15 protein-coding genes are annotated in these 18,619 nt (G+C 43.7%); 12 read left to right on the top strand and 3 right to left on the bottom strand.

Annotated features, from left to right (window positions below; translation table 11 throughout):
• The first annotated feature begins 40 nt into the window (after window positions 1–40).
• The gene (locus O9X84_RS02065; protein ID WP_269517862.1) at window positions 41–208 is read left to right on the top strand and encodes a hypothetical protein; all 168 of its coding nucleotides are present in this window, start codon (window positions 41–43) and stop codon (window positions 206–208) included.
• Window positions 209–353: 145 nt separating this feature from the next.
• Here O9X84_RS02065 and O9X84_RS02060 read toward each other — a convergent pair whose 3' ends face one another.
• Complete coding sequence (locus O9X84_RS02060) at window positions 354–551, bottom strand: hypothetical protein (RefSeq protein WP_269517860.1); 198 nt, start codon at window positions 549–551, stop codon at window positions 354–356.
• A gap of 724 nt (window positions 552–1,275) precedes the next feature.
• Here O9X84_RS02060 and O9X84_RS02055 point away from each other — a divergent pair.
• Window positions 1,276–1,434: a class IIb bacteriocin, lactobin A/cerein 7B family gene (locus O9X84_RS02055; RefSeq protein WP_269517859.1), complete on the top strand. Its 159-nt coding sequence runs from the start codon at window positions 1,276–1,278 to the stop codon at window positions 1,432–1,434.
• Between the two features lie 287 nt (window positions 1,435–1,721).
• On the opposite strand, the gene fadJ is transcribed toward O9X84_RS02055, so the two are convergent.
• A complete protein-coding gene (gene fadJ / locus O9X84_RS02050; protein WP_442864485.1) occupies window positions 1,722–3,893 on the bottom strand; it encodes a fatty acid oxidation complex subunit alpha FadJ in 2,172 nt (723 codons plus the stop codon).
• Between the two features lies 1 nt (window position 3,894).
• Window positions 3,895–5,205 (bottom strand): acetyl-CoA C-acyltransferase FadI, encoded by a 1,311-nt coding sequence (gene fadI / locus O9X84_RS02045; RefSeq protein ID WP_269517858.1) that lies wholly within the window; start codon window positions 5,203–5,205, stop codon window positions 3,895–3,897.
• 420 nt (window positions 5,206–5,625) lie between these two features.
• On the opposite strand from fadI, the gene O9X84_RS02040 reads away from it, so the two are divergent.
• The 10 genes from O9X84_RS02040 (at window position 5,626) to O9X84_RS01995 (ending at window position 18,532) form a co-directional block, all read left to right on the top strand.
• Window positions 5,626–6,582, top strand: a complete 957-nt coding sequence (locus tag O9X84_RS02040; protein ID WP_269517856.1) for an AAA family ATPase — start codon at window positions 5,626–5,628, stop codon at window positions 6,580–6,582.
• 3 nt (window positions 6,583–6,585) lie between these two features.
• A complete protein-coding gene (locus O9X84_RS02035; RefSeq protein WP_269517855.1) occupies window positions 6,586–7,548 on the top strand; it encodes a DUF58 domain-containing protein in 963 nt (320 codons plus the stop codon).
• The gene (locus tag O9X84_RS02030; RefSeq protein ID WP_269517853.1) at window positions 7,548–8,069 is read left to right on the top strand and encodes a DUF4381 domain-containing protein; all 522 of its coding nucleotides are present in this window, start codon (window positions 7,548–7,550) and stop codon (window positions 8,067–8,069) included. Before O9X84_RS02035 ends, O9X84_RS02030 begins: the two co-directional genes overlap by 1 nt.
• A complete protein-coding gene (locus O9X84_RS02025; protein WP_269517852.1) occupies window positions 8,069–9,103 on the top strand; it encodes a vWA domain-containing protein in 1,035 nt (344 codons plus the stop codon). The genes O9X84_RS02030 and O9X84_RS02025 overlap by 1 nt, the downstream gene beginning before the upstream one ends.
• A complete protein-coding gene (locus tag O9X84_RS02020; RefSeq protein ID WP_332108307.1) occupies window positions 9,100–11,082 on the top strand; it encodes a vWA domain-containing protein in 1,983 nt (660 codons plus the stop codon). Before O9X84_RS02025 ends, O9X84_RS02020 begins: the two co-directional genes overlap by 4 nt.
• Window positions 11,083–12,873: a BatD family protein gene (locus tag O9X84_RS02015; RefSeq protein ID WP_269517850.1), complete on the top strand. Its 1,791-nt coding sequence runs from the start codon at window positions 11,083–11,085 to the stop codon at window positions 12,871–12,873.
• Window positions 12,874–12,998: 125 nt separating this feature from the next.
• Window positions 12,999–14,852 (top strand): DUF885 domain-containing protein, encoded by a 1,854-nt coding sequence (locus O9X84_RS02010; RefSeq protein WP_269517849.1) that lies wholly within the window; start codon window positions 12,999–13,001, stop codon window positions 14,850–14,852.
• A gap of 149 nt (window positions 14,853–15,001) precedes the next feature.
• A complete protein-coding gene (locus tag O9X84_RS02005) occupies window positions 15,002–15,559 on the top strand; it encodes a sigma-70 family RNA polymerase sigma factor (RefSeq protein WP_269517846.1) in 558 nt (185 codons plus the stop codon).
• The gene (locus O9X84_RS02000) at window positions 15,552–16,256 is read left to right on the top strand and encodes a DUF3379 family protein (RefSeq protein WP_269517845.1); all 705 of its coding nucleotides are present in this window, start codon (window positions 15,552–15,554) and stop codon (window positions 16,254–16,256) included. The genes O9X84_RS02005 and O9X84_RS02000 overlap by 8 nt, the downstream gene beginning before the upstream one ends.
• 368 nt (window positions 16,257–16,624) lie before the next feature.
• A complete protein-coding gene (locus tag O9X84_RS01995) occupies window positions 16,625–18,532 on the top strand; it encodes a GGDEF domain-containing protein (RefSeq protein ID WP_269517844.1) in 1,908 nt (635 codons plus the stop codon).
• Window positions 18,533–18,619: the final 87 nt, after the last annotated feature.

Below are 18,619 nucleotides of genomic sequence, written 5' to 3'. Positions count from 1 at the left end.
TTTGTTCGTTTAAAAAAATTAAAAAATCAGAGGAAAAGACATGTTAAAAGAGTACGCTGTTGCACTAGTACTATCTACCGCTACCCCAGTTGCTGCTGACAAGCAAGACGGCGCGAAACAGGCTCCTGAGACTAAAAAAGAAGTAGCGACAGAAAGTTACATTCCAAAGCCTCGCACTGGTAATGATGGCCGTGGTTTAGGCTGGTAATGCGCACTGACACATATTTTAAAAAGAGAGCTTAGCTCTCTTTTTTTATGCCTGGCTTTTACCGAATTACTCGACCTGTCCGCCCCACCACCATAGATTTCACTGCCCCTTTCGCTGAATTATGTCAAAAGCGCCCTGTAAGCGCTTATGCGGCAATAAAGAGGTTGTTGTAGCCCACAGCGTTGCGCCAATGGATATGACGCGAAATAGAGAACATAGGAAGCACTACAGGGCCTAGTAGTAAACCTGCCGCAGCCCAGCGTCTCGCATTCATACCCCACTTAAACGCCTCTACATAAAAATAAGCGCTAAATATCATGCATACTACGACAAGTGACAACATTCTACATCTCCACAATTTCAACGGTTTTGGTTTAAACCATATCAAGTAACCATTGCCCAATTATTCAAGCGGTAACATCATTCACTTTGAACATTGTATCGCCATAAAAATGATCGCCATCAAAATGGTTGCAGTGATAACGGTCTCGGTTAAGTGAGACGTCATTTTTTTGACATCAAATTTGTTCTTACGATATGTAAGTATCGTTTTGACTGATAAACCGGCAAAATCTTAAGAAAACGGGGGCGATTCTAAACATAAATGTTCAATAAACCAGCATAAATTACAGTTACATGAAAGAAAATCGACGAACGCCCTACATTTAACATTTAAGCAACTTAATAGTAACCAAAACTTATCTTTTGGCGTTGATTAATAACAAAAAGCCTTCCGCATTGGAATGGCGCTATATCAATTCTAGGCGGACGAACAGTTAATAAATTATATTGAATCCATTACCCTTCTTAAACTCATCTCGAGTAAATAAGTTTTAAATTTCAAAAACGACTCTAGGTCGTTTTAACCTATTGATTAAACAAATAAGGAGACTGAATCATGGAAGAAATTTTTTATGAAAATGCTGTAAGTGTGAGCGGTGGCAAATGAGGCTGGTCAGACATATCTGGAAGTTTAGGTTATAACGTCGGATATGCTGCAGGTCGGTATTACGACAACGTTATGATTGGAAATCCGTGGTAATAGAATTAAAAAAGGAGACGGTTAAATGCAAGAGCTAACAATGCATGAGTTAGAGAATATTTCTGGTGGTATCGGACCAAAATTACCGGCCATGCTGTTCACTGCTGGTTACATAGGAGCCCTGCAGGTTGCTGCTGACTTCGGCGCGGGTTTAGGATCAGGTTTATACGATGCAACTCATTAAAGACGTTAGTAAGCTTTATCGATTTGGCCAAGCGTTGATCGTTGTGAATATTGTGTACTGCTGGGTGATGGTAATGTATTTCGCTGCGGCTAAAGGTGAGTATGTATTCACATCGAAATATTTTTTTGCCGCAGCATTATTGACCCTGCTTTATTTTAAGATTCAAACTTACTTGAAGTAGCTAAGGGTATTTTTGCAAAGCCGATGCTTTAATACTCAAAAAGAAAAGCTAGAAAAAACGGGGCATTTAACAAATGCCCCGTTTTTATATCCTAACTCACTAGATGTTAGTAAAACGACTTCTCGCTTTCCGCCATCTTCACTAGGACATCAGCTGGCGCGAACTTATCACCTACAGCTGTAGAGTAATGATTTAGCCTGGCTACAACATGCTTAATCCCAATCGTGTCCATGTATCGGAAAGGACCACCTAAAAACGGCGGGAATCCAATACCGAAGATAGCACCTATATCACCGTCTCGGGCATTGCGAATAACACCTTCATCTAAACAGCGAGCAGCCTCGTTCAGCATCATTAGAACACAGCGCTCGGCCACTTCTTTCTCGCTGAGCTTGCTCGATGGCGATAGTCCTAATAATTCATAAATGCTTTCATCTACTTCTTTACCGGGCTTCTTACCTTCGTAATCGTAAAACCCTTTCTTATTTTTCTTACCTTTACGTCCATCAGACAACACTTTGTCAAATGCAGAAGGCGCGGTGAAACGCTCACCAAACGCTTCCACTAAAAATGGAATAATCTTGGTGCCCACGTCAATACCAACCTCATCAAGCAGCTTGACGGGGCCAACTGGGAACCCAAATTTCACTAAAGACTTGTCAATATGCTCAATTGGCTCGCCATCTAAGATTAAGTTAGCCGCTTCATTCATGTAAGGCGCTAAAATACGATTCACATAAAAGCCTGCGCCGTCTTTAACCACAACCGGTGTCTTACCCTGCTTCTTCGCAAACTCAACCGTAGATGAAATGACATCATCTGAGGTTTTATCATGAGCAATCACTTCCGCCAATGGCATTTTATCTACCGGGGAGAAATAGTGTAGACCAATCACATTTTCTGGACGGGCAGCTTTCTCAGCAATTTGCGTGATAGGAATAGATGACGTATTTGATGCGAAAATTGTTGTTTCTTTACAATTTTCTTCAATGTCAGCCACCATCTTTTGCTTTAAATCCAGATCTTCAAAAACAGCTTCTACAACGATATCAATGTCTTTATACCCGCTGTAGTCCAATGTTCCTGTTAGTAAGGCTAATTGCTTCTGCATTTCACTGTTGCGAATAAAACGCTTCTTCACCTTTTTATTTAAGATGTCGTAGCTGTACTTCATTGCATTAGCAATACCTTCTGCGCGCACGTCTTTAATACGTACAGGCACACCGGCTTTTGTTGATGTAACAAAAGCTATACCGCCGCCCATCAGGCCTCCGCCTAAAACGCCTACTTTCTTCATCTTTGTAGGGGTGACGCCTTCTACACCGTTTTCTTTTTTCATCTCGGTAGTAGCAAAGAATATTTGCCGAAGTTGGAATGACTCTGGCGTCATCACCAATTTGCCAAATGCTTCAGCCTCAGCCTTTAAACCCGCTTTCATTCCATCATTAATGCCCGTTTCGATAACGTCAATAATGTAGCCAGGTGAAGGGTAGTTACCTTTAGTTTTGGCAAATGTGGCTTCACGAGCTTTTTTGAACATCATATTGCGACCAGGACCGGTAGTCTCCAATATCTTATTCATCAGCCCTTTTTGCGGCGCTTCGCGCTCTGGCTTGCGTTTAAGCGCAAATTGCTCAGCCACCTTAAGCAGCACACTTTCAGGCACTACTTCATCAACAATGCCGTACTTTTTAGCTTGCTTCGCTCTGGCTGGTGAACCAGTAAGCATCATTTTCATCGCTTGCTGAATGCCAATTAATCGAGGAAGACGCTGCGTTCCGCCACTTCCAGGTAGCAATCCAAGCTGTACTTCAGGCAAACCAACCTGCGTACTTGGCGCGTCAGTACATACACGATAATGACAAGCAAGCGCCAGTTCCAAACCGCCGCCTAAGGCAGGTCCATGGATGGCAGCGACAAATGTAGCTTTCATATTCTCAATTCGATCGAACACAGCTTGGCCACCAGCGGCAATTGTAGTTGCGTCCTCGGCGGTTTTGCATGCTGCAAGCATAGAGATATCGGCACCAGCAACAAACGAGTTGCGCTTTCCACTAATAACTACCACGCCTTTAACGCTATTATCCTGCTCAATATCATCAAGCATCGCGCTAATTTCATCACCGAACTCGGCTTTTAGCGTATTCATGCTCTCGCCAGGTACATCCATGCTTAAAATAGCAACGCCGTTATCTTGTTTGGTCAGCGTAAACGCACCTGTAGCCGGCGTAGCTTGCTCGTTCACTTCTGTGTTTTGGCTCATATTTTCCTGACTCATATTATTCTGTCTCCACAATCATAGCTGCGCCTAAACCACCGGCTGCGCATGCTGTAAGAAGGCCACTTCCGCCTCCACGACGATTTAGCTCATTTAGCATCTGCGTAATCATACGAGTTCCTGTAGCGGCAAATGGGTGACCATACGCAATCGAGCTTCCCATTACATTGAACTTATCCATATCAATTTCGCCCGTGGCTTTGCTTCGCCCTAGCTTTTCTTTGGCAAATTTATCGCTTGCAAACATTTTCACGTTAGCCAGCGTTTGCGCTGCAAATGCTTCGTGCATTTCAATTAGGGTAAGATCGTTTAGCGTCATTCCGGCTCTATCTAGCGCAATTGGAGTGGCATAGGAAGGCCCCATCAACATGTCTTCCCATACATCGATAGCAGAGAATGCATAGCTCTTAATATAACCAAGTGGGGTGTATCCTAACTCTTTGGCTCGGCTCTCGGTCATCATAATAACGGCAGAAGCACCGTCGGTGAGTGGCGTGGCGTTAGCAGCCGTTACAGAACCATATTTCTTATCAAAAACAGGACGAAGCTTCGCGTAACCTTCTAACGTTGAGTTAAAACGCACATTGTTATCACGCTCAAGAGCGCCTTTGTACGGTTCGGCGTAGGCAGTCATGACTTCATCGGATAATTTGCCTTCTTCCCAGCTTTTCGCTGCAAAACTATGCGAGCGGTGAGCCAATTTGTCTTGCTCTTCACGGGAAATATTATGAGACTTTGCCATTTGCTCTGCGGTTTGCCCCATTGACAGACCTGTTGAATACTCTGCAACAGCAGGTGGAACCGGCGCCAAGTCCTTAAGACCCAAGCGCTTGAAAATATTAAGCTTCTGACCAAGAGTTTTCGTTTTCTGTAAATCAACCAACGCTCTGGCTAGGTTTTTTGAAACACCAATAGGTGATACCGATGTGGAATCTGCGCCGCCTGCGATACCAACCTGTACGTGGCCCGCCATCATACTCTCAGCGATATTCACTGTAGACTGAAAGCTGGTCGCACACGCACGAGACACACTATATGCATCTGTATGCACATTCATGCCAGTACCTAATACAATTTCACGGGCAATATTTGGTGCTTCAGGCATTTGCACTACTTGTCCGTAGACAACCTGATCGACCCACTCTTTTTGTATGCCATGACGAACAAGAAGTTCGTTCACTACCATCTTGCCAAGATCTACAGCGGGAACGCCGTGAAAATATGTCGCCATCTTTGCAAAAGGAGTACGTAACCCCGCGACAATAGCGATACGATCACCCTCTCGGGTAGTAACTGATTGTTTTGTGGACATAATGCACCTAAATTAGTGACCCTTAGCAAGTGTTATTGGCACTCAGCACAAGTGGTCTGACCTGTAATAACACTGATTTTTACAAACTATGAACAAAATAGCAAATAATGCGAGGAATATAACGGTCATCAAGCAAAGAATATGGGCGAACTAACTTTTAGCTAGTTGATTAATGTGGAGCCACGCCAGTATTTCTTTCTATTCAGATACGACAAATCGTGTTTTTCACAAATATAAGAGACTTGAACTAATGCAAAATGAACCTTATATGAGAAACACAGTCTGTTTTGTGTCATTGTTTAGGCAAGTCTAGGCGATGACGCCACAAACTACGCTTTTTTTGTGTTGAGTGGTCAACAATTTCTCCTACTCATCACTTACACTTCCTGATAACTAGAATTTAATTGGAAAAATGGCAATATGGCAGCAGAGCAATTTAAACAATTACATGCTTATCTTGACCAACAAATTATTGGTCAACACGCATTAACAAAAAGTATATTAATAGCGCTACTTGCCGATGGACATCTTCTTGTTGAAGGCCCACCAGGACTTGCTAAAACACGCGCTATTAATGCGCTGGCTAACGGCGTTGATGGCGACTTCCATCGAGTTCAGTTCACACCGGATCTATTGCCTGCTGATTTAACGGGAACAGATATTTATCGCCCGGAGACGGGAGAATTTGTATTTCAGAAAGGTCCACTTTTTCATAACTTAGTACTTGCGGATGAGATAAACCGAGCGCCGGCTAAGGTGCAATCTGCTCTATTAGAAGCCATGGCAGAACGCCAGATTACGGTAGGAAGTAAAACCTACCCTTTGCCCCCTCTATTCTTAGTTATGGCAACGCAGAACCCGCTGGAGCAAGAAGGAACCTACCCACTTCCTGAAGCGCAGCTCGACCGATTTTTAATGCACGTGGACATCGATTATCCAGATGCAGACACGGAATTAGAAATTTTACGACTCACTCGAGGAGAGGCGCTGTCAGAACCGCCGATGACACCGCCAACACTGAGTCAAGACGATATTTTCAGGTCTCGCCAAGAGGCCCTGTCTCTTTACATGGCACCTGAATTAGAAAACTACTTAGTGCAACTGATAATGGCGACTCGCAAGCCTACTCTTTTCGATGACAGCCTTGCACAGTGGATTGCAATGGGAACGAGTCCACGAGCGACTATCGGACTAGATCGTTGTGCTCGTGCTCACGCTTGGCTCAGCGGTCGTGATTTTGTTGGGCCCGATGATATTCAAGCCGTTGTTCATAATGTACTCAGACATCGAATTATTTTATCTTATCAGGCAGAGGCTGAGGGAGTAACGGTTAATGATGTGCTAGATAAAATAGTCGCTGTTGTTGCTGTGCCATAAGTTATGTCCAACATTCACTCGCAATTAGAGAAGTTAAAAAGCGATGGGGTCAATCTGACGACCGCAGAGTTATTGCGCTATCAACAGCTAGCTAAGCTTATGAACTTAACGCCAAAAAAGATGCCACAAGCGCGCTTAAGCGGAAGTTATCTCACTAAGCAGAAAGGCAGAGGCATGGAGTTCGATGAAGCTCGCCACTACCAGCCTGGTGATGATATACGCGCCATTGACTGGCGCGTAACAGCAAGGACTGGAAAAACCCACACCAAAATTTATAGAGAGGAAAGAGAGCGTCCTGTATTTCTTTTCTGCGATTATCTGCCTTCTATGAAGTTTGGCACAAAGCTGCTGACAAAAGCGGTGCAAGCGGCGCATGTATCATCATTGATTAGTTGGTCCGCCGCTGCCCGAGGGGACAAAGTAGGAGCGTTAGTTTTCAACCAAACAAGTCATAAAGAAGTCAAACCGTTAAGTCGAAAGAAGGCAGTGCTGCACGTTTGCCACGAGTTGATTGCATTAAGCCAAGAAGCAAATGGCGAGCAGCCAAATGAAGCTCGCGATCGAATCGCCTTTGCTGATGCTTGTGCTAGAGCAAGACGTTTGGCTAAGCCCGGAAGTTTGGTTTACTTAGTGTCTGATTTTCAAAATATGAGTGCAGCAGCACAGCAACACTTAACTCACCTGACCCGTCATTGCGAAGTAAGAGCCATAATCGTTGATGATCCTTTTGAACATAAACTGCCAGAAACCCATTCTCTGCAAAGCGTAAGCGTGTCTGATGGCGTCGTAAATCAGCGTTGGGTGCTTGGCGACAGCAAGGAAACTATTAGCTACAGTGAATGGCGCGAAGAACAAAACTCGGCAATTAAACAAGCGCTAAAGCAGATGAGTATTGCACGCTATCACGTCTCTAGCGCCTATCCGTTAGACGAGCAACTTCAAAGTATGCAAAGAGAGCGTGTGTAATGGCTTTACCGACATCAGCAGGACAAGATCCACTTTTACAACTACGAGACATTAAAACACCTACAGAGGTGGATTGGTGGCCGCTAGATTGGGGGTGGTGGCTTCTATTCGTAGTAAGTGTATTTGCATTAATTACCCTAATCATTGTGATAAAACGTCGAATTGAATTTAATAAACCTCGCAAGGAGGCGTTGCGCGCAATAGCCGCAATATCAGAGCATGATGACAACTGGCCGGTTCAATTGAACTCATTGTTAAAACGAACTGCCCTTTCTTACTTTCCTAAAGACAACATTAGTAGCCTACATACTCAGCAATGGCGTGACTTCTTATTGGCTTCATGCCATAAAAATTCGCCAGCGATTAGCGATGGCTTGACTGTTCTACACGCAAATCTCTATCGCAATAGTGCACAGCATTCGGATTTTGCTATATCCCATAATGCTGTGAAAATGTGGATTCAAACTGCAAGATTCCGAAAGCAACACCCTACATCGTCGTACTCAGAGGCAACATCATAATGCTGGATTTTAATTGGTGGTGGGCATTTCTTGCGCTGCCTTTGCCCTTGTTAGTGAGGTTTCTAGTTCCTAAGGCGTCAGAACCTTCATTGGCTGCTCTTCGAGTGCCTAGACTGCGTCCCGAGCAACACAATGAAGACAGAACGGTTAAAAAGAGTAAGGTCGCACTGGCGACAGCAACGCTTATATGGCTAGCGCTAGTCACGGCTGCCGCTCAACCCCAATGGCTTGGTGAGCCCGTTAGCATTCCCAACGAAGGCAGAGAAATGATGCTTGCGGTAGATTTATCCGGCAGTATGAAAATAGACGATATGCAGTTAAATGGCCGACAGGTTAACCGATTAGCAATGACAAAATCTGTAGTGTACGACTTTATTCAACGTCGAGTAGGTGACAGGTTAGGGTTAATTTTGTTTGCTGACACAGCCTATGTTCAGGCACCGCTTACTTACGATAGAGAAACCGTATCCACACTTCTCAGTGAGGCCGTCATCGGGTTAGTCGGTGAACAAACTGCTATTGGCGATGCCATAGGCTTGGCGGTAAAACGGTTTGATGCAAAAGATGAATCAAACAATGTGCTAATTCTCCTGACTGATGGTCAAAACACAGCGGGTAACATCACACCAGAGCAAGCAAAAGAACTGGCGATCAATAAAGGCGTAAAAATCTACACCATTGGCGTAGGCGCTGACAAAATGTTAATCCAAAGCTTCTTTGGTAGCCGACAAATCAACCCTTCCCAAGAGCTAGACGAGACAATGCTTTCGGATATTGCCAGCTCTACTGGCGGTCAGTATTTTCGTGCTCGCAATGCTGAAGAGCTCAATTCTATTTATCAACAGCTCGATACACTTGAGCCTATCGAAGGTGAAACTCGCAAAATGCGGCCGCTTACCGCTTTGTTCTTCTTCCCTTTGGCATTCGCTTTACTAGCCTCAATGTTATGGGTGACAGGTGCATTTTTAACATCACTTTTTGGTAATGGGAGTTTAAAAAGACTCATTAGAGAAAGCGTGGAGAAGCAGACGTGATCAACACTGAATTTTTAAACAACCTTCATTTTATTCGGCCTGAGTGGTTTTTCAGCGCGATCCCGTTATTAGTGCTTTATGTCTGGCTAAGAACTCGCACGACGAAGCATACGGGCTGGCAAGCAGTTATTCCCGCACATCTCTACAAACATATGATTGTAGGAAAAGTAGAAAAAGGAAAACGTCCCCCACTTTGGCTTCTACCATTTACGTGGTTTTTCGCTGTTGTAGCCCTTGCAGGTCCAACTTGGGAACGTCTCCCCCAACCGGTTTACCAGCTTAAAATGGGGCATGTGGTGGTTCTTGACATGTCGATGTCAATGCGAGCAACAGATATGACACCAGATAGGCTCACCCGCGCTAAATACAAAGCCATTGATTTAGTAAATAAAATATCTGAGGGTGAAATGGGTCTGGTGGCCTATGCAGGTGACGCCTTTGTCATCAGTCCATTAACTGAAGATGCAGCCAATATAACGAGTTTGCTGCCCAGTTTGTCACCTGAGATCATGCCTGTGCCTGGCAGCGATCCCCTTTTAGGTATAGAGGCGGCTAACGATTTATTAACCAACGCAGGATTTACCAACGGAGCAATATATTGGATTACGGATGGCATTGAATTTGGTCAACAGCAAGAGTTACAAGAATACGTTAGTGGTATTCCATTTAAGGTAAACGCACTGACTGTAGGCACTGCCCAAGGTGCGCCAATTCGCCAGTTAAATGGCGAGCTTCTTAAAGATACATCAGGCAGTATCGTTATTCCTAAGCTGAAAGAAGACGTGGTTCGTGGCGTTATAAAAGCAAGCGGCGGCCAACTTGAATCCTTTACCTCAAATGATGACGATATAGAAGCGCTAAGCGCTACCTCATTGTTAGAGCGAGATACCAACGACAGTACCGAAGGAGAAAGTAATCCAAGTGGCGACCAGTGGAAAGAGGTAGGTCCATATTTGGTGTTGCTCATCTTGCCTTTTGCCGCTTTTGCATTTCGCCGAGGCTTACTCTTTTTTATCGTCGTTGGTGTGCTAGCCCCCTTTGATAATCAGATAGCTCAGGCGCAAACATCTGAGGAACCAGTGCAAAATGAAACCAGAGCCGAGGGCTCACTGTCGTGGTGGCAAACTCCATTTTTAAATGCAGATCAGGAGGGCCTGAATAGCTACCAGCAAGAGCAATTTACAGATGCTGCGGAACAGTTTGAGGACACTAACTGGAAAGCGTCTTCACTGTATAAGGCTGGCCGGTTTGAGGAGGCATTGGCTGCCTATCAAAAGGTTCCGGGCACTGACAGTCTTTACAATCAAGGCAATGCCCTTGCTAAGCTCGGTAAACTTGAGGCAGCTATTGAAAAGTACAGTGAGGTGTTAGAGCGCCAGCCAGACTTTGAAGACGCCAAAGCTAACAGAGCATTGCTTGAAGAGCTAATTAATCAGCAGCAGGAACAAGAGCAACAAAATCAAGAGCAGAAAAACCAAGATAGTGAGCAACAAGACGGTGAGCAGTCTCAAGATAGCCAGTCCCAAGAAAATCAAGCAGAGCAAGGTCAGGAAAAAGGGGAACAATCCCAGGACTCTGAAAGCAAGAACAACTCTGACAATGAAAATGGTGCTGAACAGCAAAGCTCAGAGCAAAATCAAAGCGCTGAACAAAGTCAAAGTTCAGAGCAATCTCAGCAGCAAAACAGGCAACAGCAATCAGATGAGCAAACCGATAGCGAAGAATCTATAGAGACTGGCGAGCAAAGTGAAAACGTTGATCAATCTAAACAAGAACAAACAGGTGCACAGGATGAATCTGGTGGTTTTCAAGCTCAACAAGAACCGCTAACAGATGCAGAAAAAGAAGAAATGCAACGCATGGAAAACCTAATGCGAAGAGTTCCCGATGACCCTGCATTTTTGCTTAAAAGAAAAATGCAGCTAGAAGCTGAGAAACGCAAAAGGCAGCGAATGCCATCAAACCGGAGAGATTGGTAGATGAATGCTTTATCTAAATCTACATTTTTATTGTTAATTTTTACTTTTTTCATCAGTTATCATGTGCAGGCTGATATAGAGTCAGTTGAGGCCACTATCGACCGAAACCCGGTAATGTTAGACGAAGCCATACGGCTGACAGTAACTGCAAATGGAAGCGCAGATCGCGATGCTTTCGACAGCTCCTCATTGTTAAAAGATTTCGTGGTTGGTCGCACTTCGGTAAGCAGTCAGACGTCTATTGTCAACTTCGATGCAAAACGCACCACCACGTGGACCACAACGTTATTTCCTAGAAAGGAAGGTACTTTCACCATTCCATCTCTACGGATTGAAGATAAAACGACTTCACCCATCGAAGTGTCGGTGATCCCGGTACAGGAGCAAACAAACGTAGCGAGAGATTACTTCGTCACGACTGATGTTGATAAGAACGAGGCTTATCTAAATCAGCAATTGCTGTACACCGTAAAACTCCATCTCTCGAGCAATATCGAAAGAGGCAGTTTACAAGCTCCAGAAATGGAAAATGCAGAAATAAGACAACTAGGCGACGACAAGCAGTATGCTGATATCTTAAATGGAAGACGTTATCAAATTATTGAGCGGCAATTTGCTGTGATGCCTCAAGCTTCTGGAGAGTTCACCCTGCGAGGACCTGTGTTTACCGGTGAGGTGATGGCGGCAAATACTAATCAACGCTTTGGTTTTTTTAATCGCACACAACAAATTAATCGTGTGGGGCCAGATATTGTCGTCAATATAAACCCTATTCCTCAAGACATCGATTACGCCTGGCTACCTTCTGAAATGGTGAGAATTGATGAGGAATGGCCGCAAGGTGATAATTTTGTTGTCGGTGAACCCGTTACGCGAATTGTCACTCTCACTGCTCTCGGTGTAGTAGAAGAGCAATTACCCGAAATTCCAGAGTTTTATCCGCCTACATTCAAGCTCTATCCAGATCAATCAAATACAACAACGGTTGAAAAAAATCAGAGTCTCATTGCTCAACGTCAAAGTTCGTTAGCTATCATTCCTACGGAACCTGGGACAATGGTGTTGCCTGAGGTGACTATACCTTGGTTCAATACGCTCACCGAACAAACAGAGTATGCAACTATCCCTCCCCGCTCAATTAACGTTGTCGCAGCCTCAGGGCAAAGCAACAGTGCACCGCAATCAGCAGTTCCAGAAGATAATTCGTCTTCTTTTGAGGAGACGACGTCTAATTCTGAACCGGAAACTAGCTCGGAGAGTGCAAAGGTTTCAGACACAAGTGATACTGCAACGCTTTGGTTGATTATCAGTGTCATGGCGCTGGGTTGGTTAGTGACTCTTGTTGTGCTAATACTATTTATAAAGAGAAGTCGTCAAGGCTCTGTGATGACGGAGTCTAATAGTAGTCTAACTACGCAAGGCTTGTTCAATAGTCAAAGCAACTTAAACAACGAAAAAAAGGCTTATCAGTTCCTTATCAGCAAACTGAAGAACAAAGATATTGCGCAAATTGATAGCGCAATACAATTATGGCTTCGCACCTTAAATGTCGATAATCGAGGACGACCAATGCCGGAGGATTCAAACAATACAGTTGTCATTAGAGGGCCTCTGGATAAGTTACAACAAGCGCGTTTCTCGAAATCTAAAGAAAACAGCAGCACAGAAGGTATTGATACTATTCTGTCTGAACTTATGGCAGCAGTTGATGAGGCGAGGAAAGCTCATTTCAAAAGCGTTCATAATAGAGAGACTGCTCTTGCAAACTTGTATCCTACATCTTCAGTTTGAAATGTTCGCGAGTAAAAACCGCCTATTAGCAAATAATGTTAATGAGTGAATAACTATAAAAAGCAACAATATAATAAAAATAGCCGCACCAACAAAAGTGCGGCCAACCACTACCGGGAGATAACATGAAAACGTCGCTCTTTTCACTAACACCAATTGCTTTAGCGCTTTTAGCTCTAACAGCTTGTTCACCTGCCAATGAAACACCTCAAGCAAAAACTCCAAAAGTGACATCACAAAACGAGACTGGCCAAACCGAATCCCAACGCCTTGCCGCTTTCTTTGAGAGCTCATTTGAAGAAGACCTGAAACGCTCTCCACTCTTTCAAAGCTATTTAGGTAAAAAATGGGACTATGACAAGTGGGATGATATCAGCGAGGAAGAGACTGACGCGCGCATCGCCATAGCGAAAAACAGGCTAAAATCCCTCGAAAGTTTCGACTCACTAAAGCTGAGTGACCAAGAAAATTTGAGTCTGCGTTTGTATAAATTGGGTATTGAAAGAGACTTGGCCAATGACGAGTTTCGTCACCAAAGGTACATCGTTCATCAATTTAGAGCGGCACACACTCAGGTACCCAGTTTTTTAATTAACATTCATGGCGTGAAGAGCATAGAGGACGCAGAAGCCTATATTGGCCGACTTAATAATGTAAGCTCTTACTTTGACCAAGTTATTGATCAAATGAAGATAAGAGAAGACGCAGGCGTTTTTCCGCCAAAATGGGCTTATGACCAAATGGTGGATGCCTCTGAAAATGTGATAAAGGGGGCGCCATTTGATGACTCAGACACCCCTTCTACTATACTGAACGACTTCAAAGATAAAGTGAGCTCGCTTAGCATTGATGACAGTGAAAAAGAAGCCTTACTCACAGATGCCAAAAACGCACTCACAGTTTCAGTTAAACCAGCCTATAACCGTTTTATAAAAGCACTGGAGCATCAAAAAACATTATCACCTGAAGGCGATGGTGTATGGCGTTTGCCTGATGGCGATAAGTGGTACCAAAACCGTCTAAACTGGTTCACTACCACCGACCTTACTGCCCAAGAAGTGCATGACATAGGTTTAGAAAATGTGGAACGTATTCACAACGCTATGCGCAGCATTATGAAAGAAGTAGGATTTGAAGGTACGCTGCAAGAGTTTTTCGTATTTATGCGCGAAGACGATCAGTTCTACCTTCCCTCTACTCCCGAGGGCAGACAGCAATATCTAGACGATGCTAAGCAAGCTATCGATGATATGAGAGAGATGATCCCTGAATATTTTGGAATACTTCCCGAAGCGCCAATGATAGTAAAACGCGTTGAGGCGTTTAGAGAGCAGTCGGCAGGGAAAGCTTTCTATCAGAGCCCGGCACAAGATGGCAGTAGACCAGGCATTTACTATGCTAACCTATACGACATGAAAGCGATGCCAACTTACCAGTTAGAGGCCCTAGCATATCATGAAGGCATTCCAGGTCATCATATGCAGCGGACTATTGCTCAAGAGCTCGACGGTATTCCGCAGTTCCAAAAATTCTTAAGCTTTACCGCTTATACGGAGGGCTGGGGGCTTTACACTGAGGAGCTTGCTAAAGATATGGGGTTTTATGAAGATCCCTATTCTGACTTTGGTAGGTTAGCCATGGAGCTATGGCGTGCTTGTCGTCTCGTTGTAGACACCGGTATCCATGCCAAAAAATGGTCTCGCGAAAAAGCCGTCGATTACTTGGTAGAAAATACGCCGAACCCAGAATATGATGCACAAAAGGCTATTGAACGCTATATTGCTATGCCTGGGCAGGCCACAGCGTACATGATTGGAAAATTGAAAATTATGGAGTTGCGCGAGAAAGCGATGAACGAGCTCGGCGACGACTTCGATTGGAAAGGTTTTCATGATGAAGTATTAAAGTATGGACCGGTCCCGCTTTCGATGCTTGAGGAAAACATCGATAGCTGGATAGCAACCCAAAGCGCTATGTAAACGTTCTGTATTTTCCAAATAGAGTTCCAAGAAGCGCCGTCGCTTAAAAGCATGGCGCTTTTTTTTGCTCAAAAGATGCCTTTTAGGTTTCTTTGAGTCGGTATTTGGTGTGAGACGTTAAAAAATTAACCCTTTTTGGAATTTATTTTATGTTTGCTCGAAATAAAATCGATAACACTCGGGTCTTATCGAGTATGAAAGCAAAGCATCAAAGATATGAAGCCCTAGTGAAAGCATTTCACGCCGATATTTTTCGTTATGCCTACTGGTTAGTAAAAGACAGAAGTGTGGCGGAAGACATTGTTCAAGAAACATTCCTACGGGCATGGCGTTCTCTCGACGCCTTAAACGACGAAAAAGCAGCCAAAGGATGGTTGATCACTATATTGCGCCGTGAAAATGCCCGCCGCTTCGAACGAAAACAGTTAGAGCTCGTAGATATCGATGATGTTTTCATTCACGACGACACTCAGCAAGCTGAAGGCGATATTAAAGAAAGAGAACTGCATAGGTTACTCGGTACCTTAAGCATTGAATATAGAGAGCCGCTTATTCTGCAGCTGTTATTTGGTTTTAGCGGTGAAGAAATAGCGACTCAATTAGATCTAAACAAAAACACAGTAATGACACGGCTTTTTCGGGCTCGAAATCAGTTAAAAGAGGCGCTGGAGAAACAGAATCAACATAGAGGTCAAGCTAATGGATGAATTAGAATTTAGACGTAGAATTTACGCTAATCCTAATACAACTGACAGCGATTTAGTCGCTGCTGCAAATGCAGATGAGAAAAAGCGCGCTTTTTGGCAGGAGCAAAAAGCATTAGACAATAAGCTTAAGCAAACTCTTAAAGTTGATGTACCAGAAGATTTAGCGAGTAAACTTATTTGGCAGCAATCGGCCGATGAATTTAGCCGATATAAGAAAAGAAGCCGCTGGTATGTGGCGATTGCCGCATCTGTCGCATTTGCTGTGGGGATCAGTTTCACTATGCTTCAGCAGCAGTCAATTAGTTTGGGCGACCATGCGCTGGCTCATATGCAATATGTTGATGTAGAGGAATCTCACTCCTTATTACCCGTTGATTTAAATATGGTAAACGCGAAACTGGCGAGCTTTGGCGCTAGCTTCGACACCATGATTGATGGTGTCGAGGTTGCCAACTACTGCCACCTCAGCACCGTACAAAGCCTGCATCTTATTGTCGATACACCGCAGGGGAAAATGTCAGTTTTTGTGGTACCAAGTCGTGACAATGTGAAAGTACCCAGCGAATTTGAAGATGACTCCTTTCACGGCGAGAGCTTCAAAATGCAGCAGGCCAATATAATCGTTGTGGGCAACAAAGGCAGCGACCTATCTACTATGAAAGACGCGGTGGCCAATAGAATTCAGTTTTCTGCTTAAGCAAACAAAAAAGTATATAGCTTTTCAACCGCTTATAGCTTTTCTATCTACTTACGCTAGTTTGCTGCCAACGTCGTCGACTTGGTAGCAAACATAGCCTTATGTTCATTTTAAAAATTTAAGGTGCAACTAAGCGCTGTAAACTCTATACTTTAAACTAGTACAATAGTGTCGCATATAGGCTACAAGTAGTAGCTAAGCAAGCGCGCAAAATTACCTATTGAGACAAGTTCAATTCGTCCTAAGCAGTATAGAGTTAAGAGCAGTAAGTGAGTCGTAGATCAAAAAAACGCGCTGATAGCATTAAAGGCACAGCAGTTACGTCATTATGCCATTGTGCAAATAAGCTAGCCCTTAAGTGCCTCCTCATGCTTTTTATAACGTTCCCGTCCCTAGCTTCTAGCAATGATGTCAGCACGAAAAATCAGGTAGATGCTTATGCAAATCTCGCGCATGCCGTTCTTTATGAGTGGAACTATACTTCTGAACTTACTAATGAAGACATTGCTAAACGACTAGAAGAAAACGGTATCCAGTCTGATGATTCGGAGATAGCCGTTGTATTTCGTCATATCATGGCACTATCAAATGTAGAACACCAAGGTTCCCCTCAAGTCCCCATTACAGTTAAACGGCCGCTATTAGAAAGACATTGGCTTGAGTTAAAATCGATAGATATAAGAACTTATGTGTACTTAAAAGCTTATTATTTTTACATAAAAGGGGTGAGCGATTACAAAGGCTCGCTCAAACGTTTAAGTACAACTATTCCGTTACTCTACAACCTCAAACAAGAAATACTTCAGTCAGGCGATAAGCGAGCGGTCGCGATAGCAAGTATGTGGTTAGCCGCAGAGTATTCTGCGTCATCTCCCATACGTTCCATCAACGAAATGGAATATGCAATCCCCTTTCTCGCCGTTCCTAAAAATAGCAATAAACTTGAAAAAGAATTCAACCTTTATGATGCACATAGATTACTTTCAGAAAGCTATCTCGATTTAAATTTACCTAGCAAGGCTGTTGAGCACGCCAAACAATTTATTGCCCTAAAAAACCAGCATAGTGCGTTGGACACTGTTGATTTTTTGTTAGCAATTACAGCGCTCAACCGACTTCGGCATTTTGAAGATGCTTTAGCCTTAATTGAAGACGCAAAAAAATACATGCCCCCTGTACAAGATTTCAAAAGTATTTATGTAGATTTATTGCTTATGAGTGTCTACAGCTCTCGTCTAGTTGAGGGTGACACACTAAAGATAAAAGAATTAGCCAATAGGATTTTGAGAGCCTCTATTGATATGCCTGCTTACCTTATTGACGCAAAGCCTATAGCTAATGCTATGTACATTGCGGTTAGCGGAAGTGATTCTCAATTTGACGCTGCCATTCGCGAATACGAGAAGGCATTTGAAAAAAAGTTGAACGCTGTACCGTATAAGAAGGCTGCAATACTAGGAAAATTTCAAGCGCTAAAGCATATATATGCAGTGAGAGGCGACAGTGAAAAAGCGTTTGTAAACCAAGATAAGTACAGTTCTGCGCTAGCGAATTACCACACAGAGCGCTTCCAGCTCAATGACAACGCCAAATTAAGCATGCTCTCACGAGACGTTGAGCTTGCTGAGTATAGGCAAAAAGAACTTGAAAGTTTACAACGCGAGACCTCGGGACTTGCTGGCGAAACAGAGAATTTACGCACTGCGGTTTTCGCCCTTATAACCATTATTTGTTCAATTTTGACTACATGGCTATGGATAGCGAAAAGGAAAAGCGACACCAAAGCAGATACCGATTCACTCACTGGCGCCTTAACTCGCCGTGCCATGCTAAGACAATTAAAATCCTTGCTAAAGAAACACCCCGCGTCGTGTATCGCCCTTATTGATATCGACCATTTCAAGCGCATCAATGACAAATACGGTCATGCCGTAGGTGATGAAGTATTAAATACCTTTAGCCAAACCATTCGTAAGCGTATCCGCAAATCCGATTTGCTTTGCCGCTATGGTGGCGAAGAGTTTTTAATCTACTTTGAGAACTCCAGCGAGCAAGAAGTGAAAAGCGTACTCGATGAGTTAAATTACGCGTTTTCTCGTGTCGCCCATTGGAAGCATACAGACAAGGCGTTTACCGTTTCGTTTTCAAGTGGTGTAGTGGCGCTGAATGGGTCGGTAAACCCAGAGTCTGTGATTAAAACATGCGACGACCTTTTGTATAAAGCTAAAAACAGCGGTCGCTCACGGGTTGAATCAACCACCCTCGCCCATGCCTAAAGCGTGACTATCTATGGCTTATTGTCTTTAGCTTATTAGTTCTAGCTCACTGGCCTAGCTTCTGTCCGTTTTCCAGCCCTGTCTATT

Origin of the sequence: Alteromonas sp. BMJM2 (assembly GCF_027257845.1) — a bacterium.
In the GTDB taxonomy this organism is placed as follows: domain Bacteria; phylum Pseudomonadota; class Gammaproteobacteria; order Enterobacterales; family Alteromonadaceae; genus Alteromonas.
This window is presented reverse-complemented; position numbering and strand designations above follow the sequence as displayed.

Excerpts from the sequence above, each read along its gene's own strand:
- O9X84_RS02065 (WP_269517862.1), top strand. The coding sequence starts at position 41 with ATGTTAAAAGAGTACGCTGTTGCACTAGTACTATCTACCGCTACCCCA.
- O9X84_RS02060 (WP_269517860.1), bottom strand. The coding sequence starts at position 551 with ATGTTGTCACTTGTCGTAGTATGCATGATATTTAGCGCTTATTTTTAT.
- O9X84_RS02055 (WP_269517859.1), top strand. The coding sequence starts at position 1,276 with ATGCAAGAGCTAACAATGCATGAGTTAGAGAATATTTCTGGTGGTATC.
- fadJ (WP_442864485.1), bottom strand. The coding sequence starts at position 3,893 with ATGAGTCAGGAAAATATGAGCCAAAACACAGAAGTGAACGAGCAAGCT.
- fadI (WP_269517858.1), bottom strand. The coding sequence starts at position 5,205 with ATGTCCACAAAACAATCAGTTACTACCCGAGAGGGTGATCGTATCGCT.
- O9X84_RS02040 (WP_269517856.1), top strand. The coding sequence starts at position 5,626 with ATGGCAGCAGAGCAATTTAAACAATTACATGCTTATCTTGACCAACAA.
- O9X84_RS02035 (WP_269517855.1), top strand. The coding sequence starts at position 6,586 with ATGTCCAACATTCACTCGCAATTAGAGAAGTTAAAAAGCGATGGGGTC.
- O9X84_RS02030 (WP_269517853.1), top strand. The coding sequence starts at position 7,548 with ATGGCTTTACCGACATCAGCAGGACAAGATCCACTTTTACAACTACGA.
- O9X84_RS02025 (WP_269517852.1), top strand. The coding sequence starts at position 8,069 with ATGCTGGATTTTAATTGGTGGTGGGCATTTCTTGCGCTGCCTTTGCCC.
- O9X84_RS02015 (WP_269517850.1), top strand. The coding sequence starts at position 11,083 with ATGAATGCTTTATCTAAATCTACATTTTTATTGTTAATTTTTACTTTT.
- O9X84_RS02010 (WP_269517849.1), top strand. The coding sequence starts at position 12,999 with ATGAAAACGTCGCTCTTTTCACTAACACCAATTGCTTTAGCGCTTTTA.
- O9X84_RS02005 (WP_269517846.1), top strand. The coding sequence starts at position 15,002 with ATGTTTGCTCGAAATAAAATCGATAACACTCGGGTCTTATCGAGTATG.
- O9X84_RS02000 (WP_269517845.1), top strand. The coding sequence starts at position 15,552 with ATGGATGAATTAGAATTTAGACGTAGAATTTACGCTAATCCTAATACA.
- O9X84_RS01995 (WP_269517844.1), top strand. The coding sequence starts at position 16,625 with ATGCTTTTTATAACGTTCCCGTCCCTAGCTTCTAGCAATGATGTCAGC.